The organism is Lachnoclostridium sp. An138, from assembly GCF_002160765.1.
Classification (GTDB): Bacteria; Bacillota; Clostridia; order Lachnospirales; family Lachnospiraceae; genus Laedolimicola; species Laedolimicola faecalis.
In genome coordinates this window covers 1-19,386 of the sequence record NZ_NFLF01000007.1, presented here as the reverse complement: position 1 = coordinate 19,386, position 19,386 = coordinate 1, and the positions used below count along the sequence as shown (strand labels likewise).

Below are 19,386 nucleotides of genomic sequence, written 5' to 3'. Positions count from 1 at the left end.
AATTATCAAAAAACTTAACTAAGGAGGGAAAGATATGAAAAAGAAATGGATGGTATTACTGCTGGCAGCTGCCATGACTGCAGGGCTTGCAGCCTGCGGAGGCGGTGGAACGGAAACAGCAGATTCCGGTGACGCGCAGACAGAGGAAGCCTCTGACGGGGAAGAGGCTGTGGGCGGAGGAGAACTTGTGATTTATTCTCCCAATTCTGAGGGATTGATCAATGCGACGATTCCGCTTTTTGAGGAAAAATACGGCGTAGATGTGGAGCTCATTCAGGCAGGAACGGGAGAGCTTGTAAAGAGAATCCAGTCAGAGCAGAACGATCCTTACGCGGATGTGCTGTTCGGAGGGTCCTGGTCTACAATGAACGACAACGAAGAGCTCTGGGAGCCCTACGTATCGCCCAATGATGAAAATGTAATCGATGCCTACAAGAACACCTGCGGCTTTATCACCGGCAACGTGCTGGATGGAAGCGTTCTGATTGTGAACACGGATCTGATTGGAGACATTGAGATTAATGGATATGAGGATCTGCTGAATCCGGAACTGAAAGGAAAGATTGCGACGGCAGATCCGGCAAATTCTTCTTCCGCGTTTGCTCATCTGACCAACATGCTTCTCGCCATGGGCGGCTATGAGGACGAAGGAGCATGGCAGTATGTAAGAGATCTGTTTGAGAATATCGACGGAAAGATCTGCGAGAGCTCTTCCTCTGTTTACAAAGGAGTTGCCGATGGAGAATATGTGGTAGGTCTGTCCTATGAGGACCCCTGCGCGCAGCTGGTAAAGGACGGAGCGCCTGTGGAAATCGTGTACATGGAAGAGGGCACCGTATTCCTTCCCGCATCCGCTACTATTATCAAGAACGCGAAGAATATGGACAACGCGAAGCTGTTCATCGATTTCATCCTGAGTGAGGAAGTGCAGAATATCTGGGGAAGCACACTGACCAACCGTCCGGTTCTCAAGGACGCTGCTACCAGTGAATTCATGACTCCCATGTCTGACATTTATGTCATCGAAGAGGACATTCCTTATGTAAGTTCTCACAAACAGGAACTGGTAGACAGATACACCGAGATCTTTACGGATCTTCAGAGCAGATAACAGACAGCGCCGTCAGGCCGTGGAGGGGAAAATGAGTAAGATTTCAATAAAAAACGCTGTGAAAAAATATGGTGAAAATACCGTAATTCCCAATCTGAGCGCAGAGATCGGCGATGGAGAGCTGTTTACCCTCCTCGGCCCGTCAGGCTGTGGGAAAACGACTCTGCTTCGCATGATTGCAGGCTTCAATTCCATTGAAGGCGGAGATATCTTTTTTAATGACACGCGCATTAACGATATGGACCCCAGCAAGCGGAATATCGGCATGGTGTTTCAGAACTATGCCATCTTCCCAAATCTTTCTGTGCGGGACAACGTAGCGTTCGGACTGAAAAACAGAAAGATGGACAAGCAGACCATTCGGAATAAGACAGATGAATTTCTGAATCTGATGCAGATCATGGAGTACGCGGACCGCATGCCCAGCCAGCTTTCTGGCGGGCAGCAGCAGAGAATAGCCCTGGCAAGAGCTCTGGTCATCACGCCGGATGTGCTTCTGATGGACGAGCCCCTGTCCAACCTGGACGCAAAGCTTCGTCTTGAGATGCGCAGCGTCATCCGTCATACGCAGAAGAGCGTGGGCATCACTACCGTATATGTGACCCATGACCAGGAAGAGGCCATGGCTATCAGCGATAAGATTGCGGTGATGAACGCGGGCGTGATCCAGCATATCGGACGGCCCAGAGAGATTTATCAGAGACCGAAAAATGTATTTGTGGCGACCTTTATCGGAAGAACCAATCTGATTTCCGCAAGAATCCAGGACGGCGAACTGATCTTCGCAGACGGATACCGGGAGAGAATTCCGGCCCTGGAAAAAGCGGAGGACCAGGAGGTGCAGTGTTCCATCCGGCCCGAGGAGTTCATTATCTGCAAGGATGGGACGGAAGGAATCCGCGGAACAGTAAAAGAGTGTACTTATCTGGGGTTGAATACCCACTATTATATTGACACAGATGAAGGAGATACGGTAGAAATCGTGGAGGAATCCTCCATTGAGGATGATCTGAAGGAGGGACAGCCCGTCCTGCTGAAGATTAAGCGGGAAAAAGTGAATATCTTTGACAAGGCCGGAAATGTCAATCTGGTAAGGAGTGAGGCTTATGAAAAATAATAACAAGTTCCGGCTGGATGTATGGGGCTTTATCACCCTGGCTATGATTGCGCTGTACCTGGTGTTTATGATTTACCCCATGGGTTATCTGATTCGTCAGTCTGTGTGGGACGCGGAGACAGGAGCCTTTACTTGGGCGAACTTTGCCAAGTTCTTTTCCAAGAGTTATTATTTTGACACCCTGTTCAACAGCTTTAAGGTATCCATTGCGGCGACTGTGATTTCTATTCTGGTTGGTACGCCGCTGGCTTATCTGTTTTCGATTTTTAAAATCAAAGGAAAATCGCTTTTGAGCATTCTGATTGTAGTGGCATCCATGTCAGCTCCGTTTATCGGCGCATACTCCTGGATACTGCTGCTTGGAAGAAGCGGTGTGATTACGGAATTCTTTGCGAAGCTTGGAATTTCCACGCCGACGATTTACGGCTTCTGGGGAATTGTGCTGGTTATGACCCTTCAGTTGTTTCCGCTGGTATTCCTGTATGCGAGGGGAGCTCTCAAGAACATCGACAATTCTCTGATTGAGGCATCCAAGAACCTGGGCTGCTCTGGCGTACGCTGCTTTCTGAAAGTGGTGGTCCCGCTGATTATGCCTACGCTTTTGGCCGCGGCCCTTCTGGTATTCATGCGATCCTTCGCAGACTTTGGTACGCCGATGTTGATAGGAGAGGGATACCGTACCTTCCCGGTCATTCTGTATACGGAATTTATCAATGAGGTCGGCGGAAGCGACGGGTTCGCGGCGGCGATCGCGGTCATCGCCATTATTATTACGACGCTGGTATTTCTGGTACAGAAATATGTATCCAACCGGAAATCCTTCTCCCTGAATGCCCTCCATCCGATGGAGGAGAGGAAACCCAGGGGAGTGACGAGCTTCCTGGTGCATCTGTTTTCCTATCTGGTGGTGGGAATCGCGGTTCTGCCCCAGATCTATGTAATTTATACCTCCTTCAAGAATACAGAAGGAAAAATCTTTGTGGAAGGCTATTCTCTGGACAGCTATGTGACGGCATTCAGCAAACTGGGAAAGAGTATTCAGAACACGATCATCATCCCGCTGATTGCGCTGGTGGCGATTATTCTTATGGCGATTCTGATTGCCTACCTGGTAGTCAGAAGAAGAAATACGCTCACAGGTGTGGTGGACATCCTGTCCATGATTCCCTACATTATTCCGGGAACCGTACTTGGAATCGCTTTGCTTCTTGGATTTAACAAGCCTCCGCTTCTCATCAGCGGAACCATGCTGATTATGGTCATCGCCCTGGTGATCCGCCGTCTGCCCTATACCATACGGTCTTCGGTGGCTATCCTGCAGCAGATTCCCATGAGCATTGAAGAGGCGGCTATCTCCCTGGGAGCTTCGAAAATGAAGGCCTTTTTCCGAATCACCGTGCCGATGATGACAGCCGGAATCGTATCCGGAGCTATTCTCAGCTGGGTGACCATGATAAGCGAGCTGTCCACGGCAATCATCCTGTATACAGGCAGGACAAAGACCCTGACCATCGCTATCTATACAGAGGTTATCCGCGGAAACTACGGAACTGCGGCGGCTCTTTCTACGATTATGACGGTTCTGACTGTGATATCGCTGCTGTTGTTCAATAAACTGAACGGAGGAAATGATCTGAGCCTGTAGCAGAAAACGATGTGTGAAAGAAGGAACAGAATTGTTCCGGTACATAGAAAAATAAGAAGAAGAGGACATCACCCGGCGTCACTGCCTTAGGGTGATGTCCTCTTTTGCGGCTGTGGCTTTTGGCCTTACAGCATAAATTTCTCAATAATTTCAGCGATTCCGGAATGATTGTTGTCATGCTCAGTGATATAGGCGCCATAAGCGTACATTTCCGGGCGGGCGTTCTTCATGACACAGGGCAGCTTTACTGTCTGCAGCATGGTGATGTCATTTTCCGCGTCTCCGGCGGCCAGCGTATTGTCAAGAGGAATGTTCAGATAATCGCAGAGGAAGCGGATGCCGCTGCCCTTATTGATTCCTTCCGGCAGGAATTCCAGGTACTGGTCGCAGGAAAAGAACATGTCCAGATGAAATCTTTCACTGAAATCCTTCATGTGCTCCCGGAAGCGCTCCAGACGGCTCCGGTCCTTCAGATCCACAAACAGGATCTTGATGGGGTCGAAATCCAGTACCTTTGTCACGTCCTCTACCACTTCATAGTTGATCACATTGGATTTGGCATAATACTGCATTTCCGGGCAATCCTTTTCACAGAGCACGCCGGTGGCGGAATAGGTCTGTGGATGAATGCCGAATCGGACGGCTTCGTCAAAGGCTTCCCGCAGGCAGGCCCGGGGAACTCCAGTCTGAAAAATAGTTTTCTTTGTATGAGAGTTATAAATCAGAGCGCCGTTGGACGTGATGGCATAGCAGCCGGGCTTGGTAAGTCCCAGCTTTTCCACCTGCCGTACTGTACTGTAAAGAGGCCTTCCCGTGGTTACGACTATGGCATGGCCCAGTTCTGTGGCTTTCTGAATGGCCCTTAAGTTTTCCTGCGTGATCTCCTTGGTGTCTGTCAGCAGGGTTCCGTCCAGGTCGATAAACAGAATCTTTTTTTCCATATCAGCAATACTCCTCATAAGTATGATTTGAATATTTTGTTCATGTCCTGCATCATTATAACACGCATTCTGCCCGCAGGGGAAGTATAGAATTTGTTCTTTTTTCCAATACTACCAGTAGCGCCGGGGTACAAGGGACTGTCTTGTCCTTTGGCGCGCCAACGCTAAGCTGAATGCGAGGAGGTACCTGGAAAAAATGGGAGAAAAGCTGTCTTTAAGTTATAATGAAAATGTGTCAAAGCTCAATGAAATTCTGAACCTGGACACAAATTTTGATATTATCCGGAAAGGAATCCGGGTTGCCGGCCGGGATGCCTGCATTTATTTTATCGATGGATTTCTGGAGGAGGCGATTATGGAAAAACTTTTGGAGTTTTTCTATAAGCTGAAGCCGGAGGAGATGCCGGAGACAGCCCGGCAGATGGTAGATCATGTGGTTCCATATGTGGAGGTATCAGTGATAACGGAACAGGATGATTTGATAAAAAATCTCCTTTCCGGAGTTACCTGTCTTCTGATAGACGGTTATGACGCCTGCATCGGTCTGGACTGCCGTTCCTACCCCATGCGGAGCGTGGACGAACCTTCCAAGGACAAGGCACTGCGCGGCTCCAAGGATGGTTTTGTGGAAACTCTGGTTTTCAACACGGCTCTGATCCGCCGCAGAATCCGAAGCCCGAAGCTGACCATGGAGATTCTGACGGCCGGAAAGACTTCCCAGACGGATATTGTGCTCTGCTACATGGAAAACCGGGTGGACCGGAAGCTTCTGCGGGAACTGCGGGGAAGGATCAATACCATCAAGCTGGATTCCCTGACTATGAACCAGGAAAGTCTGGCGGAGTGTATTTATGAGAGAAAATGGGTCAATCCCTTCCCGAAATTCAAGTTTACCGAACGGCCGGACGCGGCGTCTGCCGCAATTCTGGAGGGCAATATCGTGGTGCTGGTAGATAACTCTCCCCAGGCCATGATTGTGCCCACATCCGTGTTTGACATTGTGGAAGAAGCGGACGATTATTATTTCCCGCCGGTTACCGGGTCCTATCTGCGCCTGACCAGATTCCTGATCGCGATTATCACACTGCTTCTGACTCCTACTTTTCTTCTGCTGTTCCAGAACCCTCAGTGGGTTCCGGAATGGCTGGCCTTTATCCAGATTAAGGAGCCGGTCAACGTGCCCATTGTCTGGCAGTTCCTGATCCTGGAGCTGGCCATCGACGGTATGCGGCTGGCGGCCATCAATACTCCCAGCATGCTCAGTACGCCCTTAAGCGTGACAGCCGGCATCGTTCTGGGACAGTTTACAGTGGATTCAGGCTGGTTCAACGCGGAAATCATGATGTATATGGCTTTTGTAGCCATTGCCAACTACACCCAGTCCAGCTACGAGCTGAGTTATGCGCTGAAGTTCATGCGTCTGATTATGCTGGTGCTGACGTCCCTTTTTGGCCTGTGGGGCTATATCGCCGGCTTTGCGCTGACGCTGGCAGCCATTGCCGGAAATAAAACCATTGCGGGAAAAAGTTACATTTATCCCCTGTTTCCGCTGAATCTGAATCAGCTGAAGAAGCGGTTTCTGCGGCTGAGGCTGAAAGAAGAGACGGAAGGAAAATAAGCAGAAAAGAAAAGTCCTTTTTCGGAAAACGGCAGCGGGCCGCGGACCGGGAAAGGGCTTTTCCAGTGCTCTGGGAGCTTTTGTATCTGTGGCCGGAAGACTACCGTACTTTTACACCTGGCTTACAGGCTTCCGCATTTTGTGTCCGGATGAGTGTCAGCCATTTTGTGTGAGGATGAGTTCACAAGAGGAAAACTTTGTGGTATACTTATACCCAGTATGGACAACTGCCGCCGGGCGGCGCGGACTGCCTGGCCAAAGCACGAATGAAGCGGTGCCGCAAAGAGGAGAGACTATGGACGAGACGATCAGCTTTTCAGTATTGGAGATAGAGAAGACAAAGGATAAGGGCGTTATTCGGGATGCGTACCGCCGTCTTCTTGTAAAGACGAACCCGGAGGATGATCCGGAAGGTTTTAAAAGACTCAGGGAGGCCTATGAGACGGCAAATGCTTATGCAGACCGCCCGGACGAGGAGGAGAAGGAGCCGCGGACACCAGTAGAAAAGTGGATGGCGAAAGTGAAGGACGTATATGTGTCTCTCCGCAGAAGAACTGATCCGGAGTGCTGGAAGGAGCTTCTGGAGGAGGAGGTCTGCCTGGCGCTGGATACAGGCCTGGAGGCCAGAGACGCCCTGCTTGCTTTTCTGGCAGAAAACTATCGGATTAAGACGGAGATCTGGAAGCTGATCGACAAGACTTTTCAGCTTCAGGAGGAGCAGGCGGAGCTCCGGGAAAAGTTTCCGCCCAATTTCATAGATTTTGTGGTGCGTCAGTGTCAGAGCGATGACGATTTTCCCTATGAATGGTTTAAGGGAGAGGACACGGCAGATTACGATACCTTTCTTTATCATTATTATGAACTCTGCCGTCAGAATGACAGCCAGGATACGGAAGGAGCGGCTCATACCCTTGAGACGCTTTCTGCCATGCCCATCCGGCATCCCTATCTGATTCTGGAGCAGGCCAGATATGAGAAGAATGCGGGCCGGGCGCAGGAGGGAGCGGAACTTGTCCGCGGGCTGCTGGAGAATTTCGCCCGGGATCTGCGGCTGAATGTATTCGGTGGGGAGATTCTCTGGACGGCGGGGGATGAAGAGGCTTCTGTCCGGTGCTTTGAGCTGGTTTTGGAGGAAATGCCGGATCATTATATGGCAAACAAATACCTGGCCATGCATTATCAGGCCAGGGGAGAATTTGAGACGGCAAAGAAATACTGTGTGGAAGCCCTGCGGCTCAGTTCTCAGGAGGAAGCTCTGCTGGAGTGTATGCGCGGCATCAACCGGGAGCTGATCCGGATGTATGAGGCGCTCCTGAAAGAGGGCTCCGCTTCGGAACGGGATATTCTTGAACTGGGCTGGTGTTATCTGCAGAACGAGGAGGCCGGCAAGGGAGTACAGCTTCTGGAAGGACGGACTGTGGGAAGCGGCGAAGAAGGAGAATATCACAATCTGCTTTCCAAATGCTGTTTTGTGGAGCGCCGTTATCAGGACGCGGCGGCGGAGGCGCGCAGGTGTATTTCCTGTATCCGTGAGGAAGCTGCGGCCAGAGAGGAAGAGGCGGCAGAGGAGGAAAGGGGAAAGGAGACAGCGAAGATTCCGGGACGCATTGCAGGCGCCTGCGATATCATCGCCAAATCTTTTCATGTGCTGGCCCGGGAAAGCGGAGACAGGAAGGAAAAAGAAGAGTATTTCAGACAGGCTGTGGAGGCTGTGGATGAGGCGCTTCAGAATGAGCCGGGGAACAGGAACCACAGGATTGAAAAGATACAGCTTCTGATGGATCAGGAGAAATATGAAGAGGCTTCTGCTGTCTGCGATGAGATGATCGGAGATGACAGAGAGGACTTTTACGCTTATGTGCTGCGCCAGAAATGCGCTTTTGAGCTGTATAACGGACAGGGAGTTGTGGACGATTTCTACCAGGCAAAGACCATTTGGCAGGGGTATGCCCCGATCTACGAGCTGGCGGCGGACGTATTTATCCGGTACAGTCAGTATGAGGACGCGAAAGGAATTCTGAATCAGGCAGAAGAAGCTGGAGTGTCAAGTCCAAAGCTGGATCTGCTGGAACTTACGATTCTGCGGGAATCCGCGCAGGAAGAGCAGCAGATTCGTGAGGCGTATGACAAATGCAGGGAACTGGAACGTAAATTTCAGGAGCAGGCGGACCAGGTGTCAGATGAGAACAGGGCGGAGCTGATGTATGAAATGGCCCGGTGCTGCCGGGGAATTGACATGCAGAAGAAAGCCCTGGAGTATATTGAAAAGGCTCTGGAATACCATCAGGACAAGCTTTACCATTGGATTCGCGCCAATACGCTTTCGGATCTGAGGCGGTTTGAGGAGGCGGAAGAGGAATATCTTGTCTGCGTCCGGGAATACGGGGACAACGAAATGGTTTATGAAAACCTGGCCCGCTGCTGCGAAAATATGGGAAACTGGAAGAAGGCTGTATACTACTATAAAAAAGCATTGAAACTGAATCCGGAAAATCAGCGGATCAACGGAGATATTGTAGATATCTATACAGAACGGCTGACAGAGACGGGCGATCTGGAATTTTACAGAGACGCGCTGCCCTATGCGGACCGGCAGTTGGAGCTGGTGCCAGAGGCCTACTATTATATTGAGCGGGGGCTTCTCCATATGGAAGCCGGTGTCTGGGATAAGGCGGAGGCGGATTTTCAGAAAGCGGCTGAGCTGGAGCCGAAGAATACCTATGCCTACAATAACTGGGGCTGTGTTTACAAATACCAGGAGAAATATGAACAGGCCATGGAGCTATTTAAAAAGTCTATCGAGGTCATGGGAGACAAGCCGGAGACGCTGATTGCCTATGGAAATATGGGAAATTGCTGTGAGCGCATCGGGGAGCTGGAGCGGGCGGCAGAATGGTACAGAAGAGCTCTGAAGCTCTTTCCGGACAACCGCGGGCTGCGGAGAGATCTGCTCAGGGTCTGTAAAAAGCTGGAGCAGTACGATTTGGCTCTTTATATGGCGGAAGGATGCTATGACAAGGGAACTCCCCGGTATCTGCTGGAGGAAGGCCAGATATATGCTCAGATGAAGAAGTATGATAAGGCGGTCTCCTCCTTCACCTGTGTAATCGATATGAAGAGCAGCAATCAGGAATGTAAGAAGGAGGCCTGGGGACATCTGGCCGGAATTCTGTTTTACTATAAGAAAAAGCCGAAAAAGGCGCTGGAGATGTATCAGAAAGTGCTGGATATGGAAGAACCGGACAGCGACGGATATATCCGTGCCTGCCGGGATGTGATGGAATGTCTGGCCGCTCTCGGCAGACAGCAGGAGGCAGCTGTTTACCAGCAGAAAGCCTTTGACGCTATCCGTTCCCAGTATGGCAGCCTGGAAAAATATCTGGAAAATTATTATATCAGAAAAAGCAGGCTTTATGAGGTGGGCACCCTGTTCTACTATGCGGGGGATCTGAAGAACGCGAGAAAATATTTTGAACAGATAGGGGACGCGCCCCGCTGCAGACACTGCAATTATCAGATCTGCGAGGATTACTGGGAGGCAAAGGGCTTTCTCATGGAGGCGGAAGGAAACCTGCCGGAAGCGCTGAACTGTTTTCGGGAAGCCTGCAGGGAATCTAAAGGAAATCATTTGAGCCTCTCGAAGGTGGAGGCTCTTACAAAGCGGCTGAAAAGGCGCTGGTAAGAGGAAAGACAGCAAAGGAAGCAAGGGCATGATAATAGGAATTGATTTGGGAACTACGAACAGCCTGGCGGCATATTATGGGGAGGATGGGCCAAAGATTATCCCCAACCGTCTGGGAAAGCATCTGACGCCTTCTGTGGTCAGTATGGATGAGGAAGGGCAGATTTATGTGGGAGAGACTGCCAGAGAGCGGGGGCTTCTCTATCCGGGAAGCGCGGCTTCCGTATTTAAGCGGAGTATGGGAAGCGCGAAGAAGTTTGACCTGGGAAAAAAGCAGTTTACGGCGGAGGAGCTTTCTTCTTTTGTGCTCCGCTCTCTGAAAGAGGACGCGGAAGAATATCTGGGAGTGCCGGTGACAGAGGCTGTCATCAGTGTGCCTGCGTATTTTGACGATAAGCGGCGCAAGGCCACGAAGCGGGCCGGAGAACTGGCCGGACTTAAAGTGGAACGCATCATCAGCGAGCCTACGGCGGCGGCCATCGCCTACGGTCTGTATGAAAAGACAAGAAATACCAGGTTTTTAGTCTTTGATCTGGGAGGAGGAACCTTTGATGTCTCCATTCTGGAGCTTTTTCAGAATATTCTGGAGGTGCGGGCTGTAGCCGGGGATAACTATCTGGGCGGCGAAGACTTCACCGGAGTGCTGGAAAAGCTGTTTCTGCAGAAAAAAGGAATTGATCCGGACAGGCTGGACGCGAAGACCAGAGGGCTGGTACATAAAGCGGCGGAAAGCTGCAAGCTTGGTTTCACAGAAAATACCCGCAGTGAATTTTCCTGTCTGATCGATGGAAAGGAAGAAAAGCTGGAGATTACCCTGAAAGAGTATGAGGAGCAGTGCGAGCCCCTGCTGGAAAAGATCCGCAAGCCCGTGCAGAGAAGCCTTTCCGACGCTCATATCAAGCTTTCGGATATCGATGTGGTTGTACTGGTGGGAGGAGCTACCCGCCTTCCGGTGGTAAAAAATTTCATTATTAAGCTGTTTCGAAAGTTCCCGGATACTTCAGTTCATCCCGATGAAGCAGTGGCTCTTGGAGCAGCCATTCAGGCGGCTATGAAGGAGCGGAACGCTGCTGTGAAGGAAGTGATTCTCACGGATGTATGCTCCTTCACGCTGGGTACGGAGGTGACCATAGACCGGGGAGGCGGCCGCTTCGAATCGGGTCATTACTGCCCGATCATTGAGCGCAATACAGTGATTCCGGCCAGCCGGACTGAGCGCTTTTATACAATCCGGGATGACCAGACGAAGCTCACGATCAACATTCTTCAGGGGGAAAGCCGTTTCGCGGCCAACAACCTTCTGCTTGGAGAACTCACGGTGAATGTGCCGAAGAACCGGGCCGGCGAGGAGGCTGTGGATGTGACCTACACCTATGACATCAATTCCATTCTGGAGGTGGAGGTCAAGGTGCTTTCCACAGGAGAGGTGAAGAAGCAGATCATCAAGAGCCAGGAAAACGAGATGACGGATGAAGAGATCGCGGAGCGTATGAAGGAGCTCTCCTATCTGAAGATTCATCCGAGGGATCAGGAGGAGAACCGGCTTCTGCTGCTGCGCGCGGAACGCATGTACGAGGAAAGCATGGGAGATGTGCGCAGATATCTGGATATACAGATCCGAAATTTTGAGGAAATCCTGGATACCCGGGACCGGGGAAAGATAGAAGAGGGAAGAGAAGCCCTGAAAGAGGCTTTGAAAGAAATAGAAGAGGAAGATCTGTAAGCGGATCTTTACACAAAGACAGAGGAGGTTATGGAGAAATGTCAATTGAAGTGGTGCGGAATTATTTCCGCGGGTATGGAATGGAAAACCGGATTCTGGAATTCGACACTTCCAGCGCGACGGTGGAGCTTGCGGCTCAGGCTGTGGGCTGTGAGCCGGCCAGAATCGCAAAGACCCTTTCCTTTAAGGTGGAGGATGCACCGATTCTGATTGTGGCGGCAGGAGACGCCAAGGTGGACAATACCAAATATAAGGCGAAGTTCCACAAAAAGGCCCAGATGCTCAAAGGCGATGAGGTCACGGAGCTGATCGGCCATGCCATCGGCGGCGTGTGCCCCTTTGGAGTGCTGGAGAGCGTCACGGTCTATCTGGACGAGTCCCTGAGGCGGTTTGACACCGTATTTCCGGCAGCGGGAAGCGCTAACAGCGCCATCGAGCTTTCCATGGAAGAGCTGGAAAAGTATTCCCATGCAAAGGAATGGATCGACGTCTGCAAGGGATGGCAGGAAGCATGAGCCGGTATTTTCCCCTGTTTATCGATCTGGAGAAGAAAAAGATTACAGTCATCGGAGCGGGAACCATAGCTTCCCGCAGAATCCGCACCTTATTGAATTTTGGGGCACAGATTACAGTGCTTGCGCCGGAGGCTTCCGAAGAGGTCCGGAAGCTGGCGGAGAAGGGACGGCTGGTCTGGCGGAAAGGAGCTTATGCCCCGGGACTCCCCGGACTGCTGGAGGATGCGGTATTCGTGCTGGCGGCCACGGACGACAGAGAGGTAAATGAGGCGGTCCGGCAGGAGTGCAGAACGCTTGGCGTACCGGTAAATCTGTCAGATGACAGGGAAAAGTGTGATTTCTATTTTCCGGGAATCGCTTCCGGAGCCGGCATCGTGGCCGGTGTCACGGCGGAGGGAAAGGATCACAGACTTGCGAAAGAAGTGACAGAGCAGATAAGAGAGCTGCTGTCACAGAGAGAAAGAGAGGCAGAACATTCATGATGGAAATGAGTATCAGACCCAGACGCTTACGAAAGGGCGGAGCTTTAAGGAAAATGGTCCGGGAGACCAGGATGGATAAAAGTTCCCTGATTTATCCGCTGTTTGTAAAGGAGGGAACGGGCATAAAGGAAGAGATCCCCACCATGCCCGGACAGTACCGCTACAGCATCGACCGGCTTCCCTATGCCCTGGAGGAAGTGGTAAAGGCAGGTGTGGGAAGCGTAATGTTTTTTGGGATTCCCGATCATAAGGATGAGAAGGGGAGCGGAGCCTACGCGGAGGACGGCATCGTACAGAAAGCCTTCCGGGAGGCAAAGAAGCAGTTTCCGGATCTCTACTGCATCGGAGATGTCTGTATGTGTGAATATACCTCCCATGGCCACTGCGGAATTTTAAGAGGCGACTATGTGGACAATGACAAGACCCTGGAGTATCTGGCAAAGATCGCTTTGTCCCAGGTGCAGGCGGGAGCCGACATGGTAGCTCCTTCCGACATGATGGACGGCCGAGTGGCGGCGATCCGCGCTCTGCTGGATGAGAACGGATATCTGGAGACTCCGATTATGTCCTATGCGGTGAAATATGCGTCCGCCTTTTATGGTCCCTTCCGGGACGCGGCGGGAAGCGCTCCGGCCTTCGGTGACCGGAAATCCTATCAGATGGATTACCATAACCGGCGGGAGGCTGTAAAAGAGGCGCTCCTGGATGTGGAAGAGGGCGCCGATATCATTATGGTAAAGCCGGCTATGAGTTATCTGGACGTGGTATCTGAGGTAAAGGAAAATACGGTTCTGCCCGTGGCGGCCTACAGTGTAAGCGGAGAATACGCCATGATCAAGGCGGCAGGGTCCCAGGGTTATGTGGATGAGGCTTCTATCATCTGTGAGACGGCGGCCAGCGCTTACCGGGCCGGCGTGGATCTGTATCTGACCTATTTCGCAAAAGAGATTGCAGGCTTTATGGATGAAGGGAGAATCGGATAATGACGAGATCAGAAATGCTGTTTTCCGAGGCGGTGAAGGTGATTCCCGGAGGCGTGAATTCGCCGGTGCGTGCCTTCGGATCGGTAGGGGAGACGCCCCGTTTTATTGCCTCGGCAAAGGGCGCGCATATGACGGATGTGGACGGAAATACATATCTGGATTTTGTGGGCTCCTGGGGGCCGATGATTCTGGGGCACAATCATCCGGCGGTGCTGGAGGCGGTGCTGGAGGCCTGTCAGGAGGGGTTAAGCTTCGGCGCGGCCACAGAGCGGGAAGTGGAGATGGCAGAGCTGATCTGCAGCCTGGTTCCTTCCATTGAGATGGTCCGTATGGTCAATTCCGGCACAGAGGCGGTAATGAGCGCTATCCGCGCCGCAAGAGGCTTCACAGGACGCAGCAAGATCGTGAAATTCGCAGGCTGCTATCACGGCCACAGCGATTCCATGCTGGTAAAAGCGGGCTCCGGCGTCATGACGGGCGGAATTCCCGACAGCACGGGCGTTCCGGAGGGCTGCACCCGGGATACGCTCACGGCCGTCTATAACGATTTGAAGAGTGTGGAGGATCTCTTTGCGGCCTTCGGATCAGAGATCGCGGCTGTGATCGTGGAGCCTGTGGCGGCCAATATGGGCGTAGTGCTTCCGGAAAAAGGCTTTCTGGAAGGTCTGCGGAAAATCTGCGATACCTATGGAAGCCTGCTGATTTTTGATGAGGTCATCACCGGCTTCCGCTTAAGCCTGGCCGGCGCCCAGGGATATTTCGGAATCCGGCCGGATCTGACGACCTTTGGAAAGATCATCGGAGGAGGCATGCCGGTGGGAGCCTACGGCGGCCGGAAAGACGTGATGGAGCTCATTGCGCCCTGCGGCCCTGTTTACCAGGCGGGGACCTTAAGCGGCAATCCGGTAGCCATGGCGGCGGGCCTGGCCCAGCTTCGCCTCCTGAGGGACACGCCGGACTTTTATGAGGATCTGAACCATACGGGTGACGTATTCTTTGAGGAAATGAAAAAGGTTCTCCGGGAAGCGGGGAAGCCCTGGCAGATCAACCATATCGGTTCGCTTGGCTGTATTTTCTTTACGAAGGAGCCCGTGTCCAATTATGCCCAGGCGAAGACGTCTGATACCAAGGCGTTTGCAGAATATTTTTCCTATATGCTGAGGCAGGGTGTCTATCTTGCGCCTTCCCAGTTTGAGGCCATGTTCCTGTCGGCGGCTATGACAGAGGAAGAGCTGCGGCAGGTGCTGGAGACATTTCAAAACTATCTGAAGCAGAGTCAGAGCTAAAAGGAGGACAGTATGGACGAGAAGAAGTATGTAGCTTATGTGGGAACCTACACGCACGGAAGCAGCGTGGGAATTCATCTGTTTGACCTGGACGTGGAAAACGGCGGGATGACAGAACGCAAGGTGATTCCCATCAACAATCCATCCTACATCAAAATGTCTCATAACGGAAGATTCCTGTATTCCATCGCGGACGAGGGCGTACGTTCTTTTACCGTGCTCCCGGACGGAGATCTGGAGCCCTTAAACTGCGCCAGCATCGAGGGAATGAGAGGCTGCTATCTCTCTACAGATAAGGATGACCAGTATCTGTTTGTGGCCGGCTGGCATGACGGCAAGGTGACGGTTATGCGCCTGAATGAAGACGGAACTGTGGGAAGAATGACAGATGAAATCTTTCATAAGGGCCTTGGAAGCGTGGCGGAGCGCAATTTCCGTCCCCATGTGAACTGCGTCAACCTGACGCCGGACGGAAAGTATCTCTGTGCTGTCGATTTGGGAACCGACCAGATCAAGATATACAGGTTCGACCACAGAACCGGAAAGATTGCGCTTTTCGATCTGCTGTTCTGCGAGTTGGAGTCTGCCCCGCGCATTATCAAGTTCAGCCGGGACGGGCGGTTCGCCTATGTTATCAGCGAGCTGAAGAATTATATTACCGTATACAGCTATGACGGAAGCGGCAAGAACCCGTCCTTTGAGCTGATTCAGAAGGTGCCTACGCTGAATGAGTATCACTCGGCCACCAGCGCGGCCTGCGCGCTGCGGTTTTCCAAGGATGGCACAAAAGTGCTCTGTACGAACGCGGGGGACAATACGGCAGGTCTTTTCCATGTGGATCTGGAGACCGGCCTGCTGGAGAAAATCTGTATCCTTCCCATCAGCGGAGATTATCCGAAGGCCATTGACTTCTTCCCGGACAACAGGCACATTATGTCTTTGAACCATGAAAGCAATACGATTACGATTTTTGAAGTGCATTATGATAAGAAATATTTTACCATGAAGGGCCGTCCGATACCCATTGAGACGCCTAACTGCATTCTGGTTTCCGAGGTGTACGGCCAGCATTAAACAGCAGGAGAAAAGCGGAAAAAAGCACGGGAAGGGCGCTTAAAAGTGCCTTGCCCGCGCCTTTGCCCCGCGCGGGCCGGCCCGGGCCTTCTTTGTACCAAGAAAAGTACAAAGTTTTTGGGTACAGGGCTTGAAAAACCGGAGGAAAGCACATAAAATGTAAATAAGACCGTGTTCCTCTCTGGGGGGATTGTAAAATCCAAAACCAGATTCAGGAACCGGATTTGTGAAACAGTACTACATAGAAAAGGAGAATGTATCATGAAATTCATCGTTGAAACATCTGCACGTCACGTACACGTAACCCAGGAGGATCTGGAGACTCTGTTCGGCAAGGGTTATGAGCTGACAAAGAAAAAAGATCTGTCCCAGCCGGGTCAGTTTGCCTGCAACGAGAAGGTAAAGATTGTAGGAACCAAGAAAGAAATGATGGCTTCTATCCTTGGACCGGTTCGTCCGGAGACTCAGATTGAACTGTCTCTGACAGACGCACGTTCCATCGGCGTTGTGGCTCCCATCCGTGAGTCCGGCGATGTGGCAGGCAGCGGCGCATGTAAGCTGGTAGGACCTGCAGGAGAGGTAGAGCTGAAGGAAGGCGTGATCGCAGCGAAGCGCCATATCCATGCGACACCCGAAGATGCAGAGAAGATGGGCGTGAAGGACAAGGATATCGTATCTGTAAAGATTGATACAGACGGAAGAAGTCTGATTTTCGGCGATGTAGTAGTACGTGTAAGCCCCAAGTACGCGCTGGCTATGCACATTGACACAGACGAGTCCAACGCTGCAGGCTGCGCGGGAGAGGTATACGGCGAGATCGTAAAATAGACGCGAAGGCAAGGCGAATTGGCCGAAAGGCCAAGAGAGGGCCCCCTGGGGGGTGATGAGCAGTGCCGTACGGGCAGCAGGAGACCATGAGCGTAAGCCTGCTTACGCTCATGACGGGATGCTGTCCGTACGATAGGGCGAACGCCCGTGCGCCCGCAGGCTCTGCCTGCGAGCCGGCACTGCGGAGATTCAGACGCGCCGGAATCCGGCGTAGAAATGTAATAAAGGGAAAGGGAACACACAGATATGAAAATTTTAGTATTAAACTGCGGAAGCTCCTCTCTGAAATATCAGCTGATTGATATGGATAATGAGAGCGTAATGGCAAAGGGTCTCTGCGAGAGAATCGGAATCGAAGGTTCCAAGCTGACCCATAAGGCAAATGGCAAAGAACTGGTAGTGGAAGAGCCCATGCCGAAGCATACAGAGGCGATTGCCCTGGTTATGAAGGCTCTGGTAGATCCGGAGTACGGCGTAATCAAGGATACCAGCGAGATCTCCGCAGTAGGACATCGTGTACTGCACGGCGGCATCAAGTTTACCGAATCTATCAAAGTAAACAAGGATGTAAAAGCTACCATCCGCGAGTGTTTTGCTCTTGGACCGCTTCACAATCCGGCGAACCTGATGGGTATCGAAGCCTGTGAGGAGACGATGCCGGGCGTTCCGAATGTAGCCGTATTTGATACGACCTTCGGTATGTCCATGCCGGAAAAAGCATATCTTTATGCGATTCCGCATGAGTATTATGAGAAATACAGCATCCGCCGCTACGGCTTCCACGGAACCAGCCATATGTTTGTATCCGGAGAAGCAATCAAGTTCGCAGGACTTGATCCGGAGAAGGGCCGTGTAATCGTATGCCACCTGGGCAACGGCGCCAGCATTTCCGCATCTATCGGCGGCAAGTGCGTGGATACTTCCATGGGACTTACTCCATTGGAGGGTCTGATCATGGGAACCAGAAGCGGCGATCTTGATCCGGCTATCCTGCAGTTTATCTGCAACAAGGAGGGCAAGGATGTCAATGAGATGCTGAATATTCTGAATAAGAAATCCGGTATTCTCGGCATGAGCGGCGGAGTTTCCAGCGACTTCCGTGACGTGGAGAAGGCGGCTGAGCAGGGCAATCATCTGGCGGAGGTAGCTCTGGAGGCCTTTGTATACCGTGTAGCGAAGTACATCGGCGCTTATACGGCAGCCATGAACGGCGTGGACGCCATCGCATTCACTGCCGGCGTAGGCGAGAATGACAAGATCAGACGGAAAGCCATCTGCGATTACCTGGGATACCTGGGTGTGGAGATTGACGACGAGGCAAATGACTGCCGCGGACAGCTGCGCATGATTTCCACTGAGAACTCCAAGGTGAAGGTAATGATCCTTCCCACCAACGAGGAGCTGGCTATCGCAAGAGAAACTCTTCGTCTGGTACAGTAAAGTAAATATTTTTTACTTGACAAACCTCCTTGCAGTGAGTATAATGGCCTAGTGTGCATTAGGAGAGAACTATGCTGATCAATCTGACAGATGTTTTGTCCTGTGATGGAAAAGTGGTAAAAAAGACAGTGGAGACGGAGCTTAAGTCTTTTGATACAGACTTGGGACACTTCCCCCTGTCAGAGGAAGAACCGCTTGCGCTGACGCTTACGAATCTCGGCAAAGACAAGCTGTTGATTGAAGGCAGCACGAAGCTTAAGACGGTGATTCCCTGTGACCGCTGTCTGACTGATGTGGAGACGCTGATTTCCCTTTCGATATCCAGAGAGGTGGATATGCAGCAGACTGCAGAGGGCAGAATCGAAGATCTGGACGAAACCGATTTTATCATTGGGTACAACCTGGACACAGAAAAGCTTGTGTACGGTGAGCTTCTGGTCAACTGGCCCATGAAGACGCTGTGCAGAGAGGACTGCAGAGGAATCTGCAGAAAATGCGGCAGGAACCTGAATGAAGGAGACTGCGGCTGTGATACAGTGGAGTTGGACCCGAGAATGGCGGTCATAGCCGAGATATTTAAGAACAGTAATTAGAGGAGGTGGAACCTGTGTCTATTTGTCCTAAGAATAAATCTTCCAAGGGAAGAAGAGATAAGAGAAGAGCAAACTGGAAGATGAGCACGATGAATCTTGTAAAGTGCAGCAAGTGCGGTGAGCTGATGATGCCGCATAGAGTTTGCAAAGCCTGCGGAAGCTACAACAAAAAAGAGATTATCTCTGTAGAAAACTAAGCCGGTTATAAAGAAAGAAGCAGAACATGAACATGATATGCTCCCTTTATGAGAGACAGTGAAAAAAATAAACTGTAATCATAAAGGGAGCAATTCTATGTCGCAAAAAAGTAAATTAAATGCAGAAGAAAAAGTCGAAATTATCAGGAAG

Annotated in this window: 16 protein-coding genes; 15 read left to right on the top strand and 1 reads right to left on the bottom strand. The window is 51.4% G+C overall.

Features of this window, described 5'->3' with window-relative positions; all coding sequences use genetic code 11:
• Positions 1-34: 34 nt before the first annotated feature.
• From B5E82_RS07635 to B5E82_RS07625, 3 genes are read left to right on the top strand one after another with little or no spacing between them, the layout of a single operon-like run.
• On the top strand, positions 35-1,111 hold the full coding sequence (locus B5E82_RS07635) for an ABC transporter substrate-binding protein (RefSeq protein WP_087306977.1): 1,077 nt from the start codon (positions 35-37) through the stop codon (positions 1,109-1,111).
• Between the two features lie 31 nt (positions 1,112-1,142).
• Positions 1,143-2,228, top strand: a complete 1,086-nt coding sequence (locus tag B5E82_RS07630; protein ID WP_087306976.1) for an ABC transporter ATP-binding protein — start codon at positions 1,143-1,145, stop codon at positions 2,226-2,228.
• Positions 2,218-3,873 carry an ABC transporter permease gene (locus B5E82_RS07625; protein WP_087306975.1) on the top strand — a complete coding sequence of 552 codons (1,656 nt, stop codon included), beginning with the start codon at positions 2,218-2,220 and terminating at the stop codon, positions 3,871-3,873. The genes B5E82_RS07630 and B5E82_RS07625 overlap by 11 nt, the downstream gene beginning before the upstream one ends.
• A 125-nt stretch (positions 3,874-3,998) precedes the next feature.
• Here B5E82_RS07625 and B5E82_RS07620 read toward each other — a convergent pair whose 3' ends face one another.
• Positions 3,999-4,814, bottom strand: a complete 816-nt coding sequence (locus tag B5E82_RS07620) for a Cof-type HAD-IIB family hydrolase (RefSeq protein WP_162610735.1) — start codon at positions 4,812-4,814, stop codon at positions 3,999-4,001.
• Positions 4,815-5,010: 196 nt separating this feature from the next.
• Between B5E82_RS07620 and B5E82_RS07615 the strand changes: the two genes are divergently transcribed.
• From B5E82_RS07615 to rpmF, 12 genes are all read left to right on the top strand, one after another.
• Positions 5,011-6,432, top strand: a complete 1,422-nt coding sequence (locus B5E82_RS07615; RefSeq protein ID WP_087306973.1) for a spore germination protein — start codon at positions 5,011-5,013, stop codon at positions 6,430-6,432.
• A 295-nt stretch (positions 6,433-6,727) separates the two neighbouring features.
• Positions 6,728-10,114, top strand: a complete 3,387-nt coding sequence (locus tag B5E82_RS07610) for a tetratricopeptide repeat protein (RefSeq protein WP_162610734.1) — start codon at positions 6,728-6,730, stop codon at positions 10,112-10,114.
• A gap of 28 nt (positions 10,115-10,142) precedes the next feature.
• A complete protein-coding gene (locus B5E82_RS07605) occupies positions 10,143-11,837 on the top strand; it encodes a molecular chaperone HscC (RefSeq protein ID WP_087306971.1) in 1,695 nt (564 codons plus the stop codon).
• Between the two features lie 38 nt (positions 11,838-11,875).
• Positions 11,876-12,352, top strand: coding sequence for a YbaK/EbsC family protein (locus tag B5E82_RS07600; RefSeq protein ID WP_087306970.1), 477 nt, complete (start codon positions 11,876-11,878; stop codon positions 12,350-12,352).
• Positions 12,349-12,834 carry a precorrin-2 dehydrogenase/sirohydrochlorin ferrochelatase family protein gene (locus B5E82_RS07595; RefSeq protein WP_162610733.1) on the top strand — a complete coding sequence of 162 codons (486 nt, stop codon included), beginning with the start codon at positions 12,349-12,351 and terminating at the stop codon, positions 12,832-12,834. Before B5E82_RS07600 ends, B5E82_RS07595 begins: the two co-directional genes overlap by 4 nt.
• Complete coding sequence (hemB, locus tag B5E82_RS07590; protein ID WP_206415649.1) at positions 12,834-13,817, top strand: porphobilinogen synthase; 984 nt, start codon at positions 12,834-12,836, stop codon at positions 13,815-13,817. Before B5E82_RS07595 ends, hemB begins: the two co-directional genes overlap by 1 nt.
• Positions 13,817-15,103, top strand: a complete 1,287-nt coding sequence (gene hemL / locus B5E82_RS07585; RefSeq protein ID WP_087306968.1) for a glutamate-1-semialdehyde 2,1-aminomutase — start codon at positions 13,817-13,819, stop codon at positions 15,101-15,103. The genes hemB and hemL overlap by 1 nt, the downstream gene beginning before the upstream one ends.
• A gap of 12 nt (positions 15,104-15,115) precedes the next feature.
• Positions 15,116-16,177 carry a lactonase family protein gene (locus tag B5E82_RS07580; protein ID WP_087306967.1) on the top strand — a complete coding sequence of 354 codons (1,062 nt, stop codon included), beginning with the start codon at positions 15,116-15,118 and terminating at the stop codon, positions 16,175-16,177.
• Positions 16,178-16,438: 261 nt separating this feature from the next.
• Positions 16,439-17,005, top strand: coding sequence for a PduL/EutD family phosphate acyltransferase (locus B5E82_RS07575; protein ID WP_087306966.1), 567 nt, complete (start codon positions 16,439-16,441; stop codon positions 17,003-17,005).
• Positions 17,006-17,251: 246 nt separating this feature from the next.
• Complete coding sequence (locus tag B5E82_RS07570; protein WP_087306965.1) at positions 17,252-18,445, top strand: acetate/propionate family kinase; 1,194 nt, start codon at positions 17,252-17,254, stop codon at positions 18,443-18,445.
• A gap of 71 nt (positions 18,446-18,516) precedes the next feature.
• Complete coding sequence (locus tag B5E82_RS07565; RefSeq protein WP_087306964.1) at positions 18,517-19,038, top strand: YceD family protein; 522 nt, start codon at positions 18,517-18,519, stop codon at positions 19,036-19,038.
• A gap of 14 nt (positions 19,039-19,052) precedes the next feature.
• Entirely contained in the window at positions 19,053-19,235 is a 183-nt protein-coding gene (rpmF, locus tag B5E82_RS07560) for a 50S ribosomal protein L32 (RefSeq protein ID WP_087306963.1), read from the top strand.
• Positions 19,236-19,386: the final 151 nt, after the last annotated feature.

Bases quoted from the DNA above. Each gene is read 5' to 3' on its own strand.
- B5E82_RS07595 (WP_162610733.1), top strand. From the start codon at position 12,349: ATGAGCCGGTATTTTCCCCTGTTTATCGATCTGGAGAAGAAAAAGATT.
- B5E82_RS07575 (WP_087306966.1), top strand. From the start codon at position 16,439: ATGAAATTCATCGTTGAAACATCTGCACGTCACGTACACGTAACCCAG.
- B5E82_RS07570 (WP_087306965.1), top strand. From the start codon at position 17,252: ATGAAAATTTTAGTATTAAACTGCGGAAGCTCCTCTCTGAAATATCAG.
- B5E82_RS07635 (WP_087306977.1), top strand. From the start codon at position 35: ATGAAAAAGAAATGGATGGTATTACTGCTGGCAGCTGCCATGACTGCA.
- hemL (WP_087306968.1), top strand. From the start codon at position 13,817: ATGACGAGATCAGAAATGCTGTTTTCCGAGGCGGTGAAGGTGATTCCC.
- hemB (WP_206415649.1), top strand. From the start codon at position 12,834: ATGGAAATGAGTATCAGACCCAGACGCTTACGAAAGGGCGGAGCTTTA.
- B5E82_RS07610 (WP_162610734.1), top strand. From the start codon at position 6,728: ATGGACGAGACGATCAGCTTTTCAGTATTGGAGATAGAGAAGACAAAG.
- B5E82_RS07620 (WP_162610735.1), bottom strand. From the start codon at position 4,814: ATGGAAAAAAAGATTCTGTTTATCGACCTGGACGGAACCCTGCTGACA.
- B5E82_RS07565 (WP_087306964.1), top strand. From the start codon at position 18,517: ATGCTGATCAATCTGACAGATGTTTTGTCCTGTGATGGAAAAGTGGTA.
- B5E82_RS07625 (WP_087306975.1), top strand. From the start codon at position 2,218: ATGAAAAATAATAACAAGTTCCGGCTGGATGTATGGGGCTTTATCACC.
- B5E82_RS07605 (WP_087306971.1), top strand. From the start codon at position 10,143: ATGATAATAGGAATTGATTTGGGAACTACGAACAGCCTGGCGGCATAT.
- B5E82_RS07600 (WP_087306970.1), top strand. From the start codon at position 11,876: ATGTCAATTGAAGTGGTGCGGAATTATTTCCGCGGGTATGGAATGGAA.
- B5E82_RS07580 (WP_087306967.1), top strand. From the start codon at position 15,116: ATGGACGAGAAGAAGTATGTAGCTTATGTGGGAACCTACACGCACGGA.
- B5E82_RS07615 (WP_087306973.1), top strand. From the start codon at position 5,011: ATGGGAGAAAAGCTGTCTTTAAGTTATAATGAAAATGTGTCAAAGCTC.
- B5E82_RS07630 (WP_087306976.1), top strand. From the start codon at position 1,143: ATGAGTAAGATTTCAATAAAAAACGCTGTGAAAAAATATGGTGAAAAT.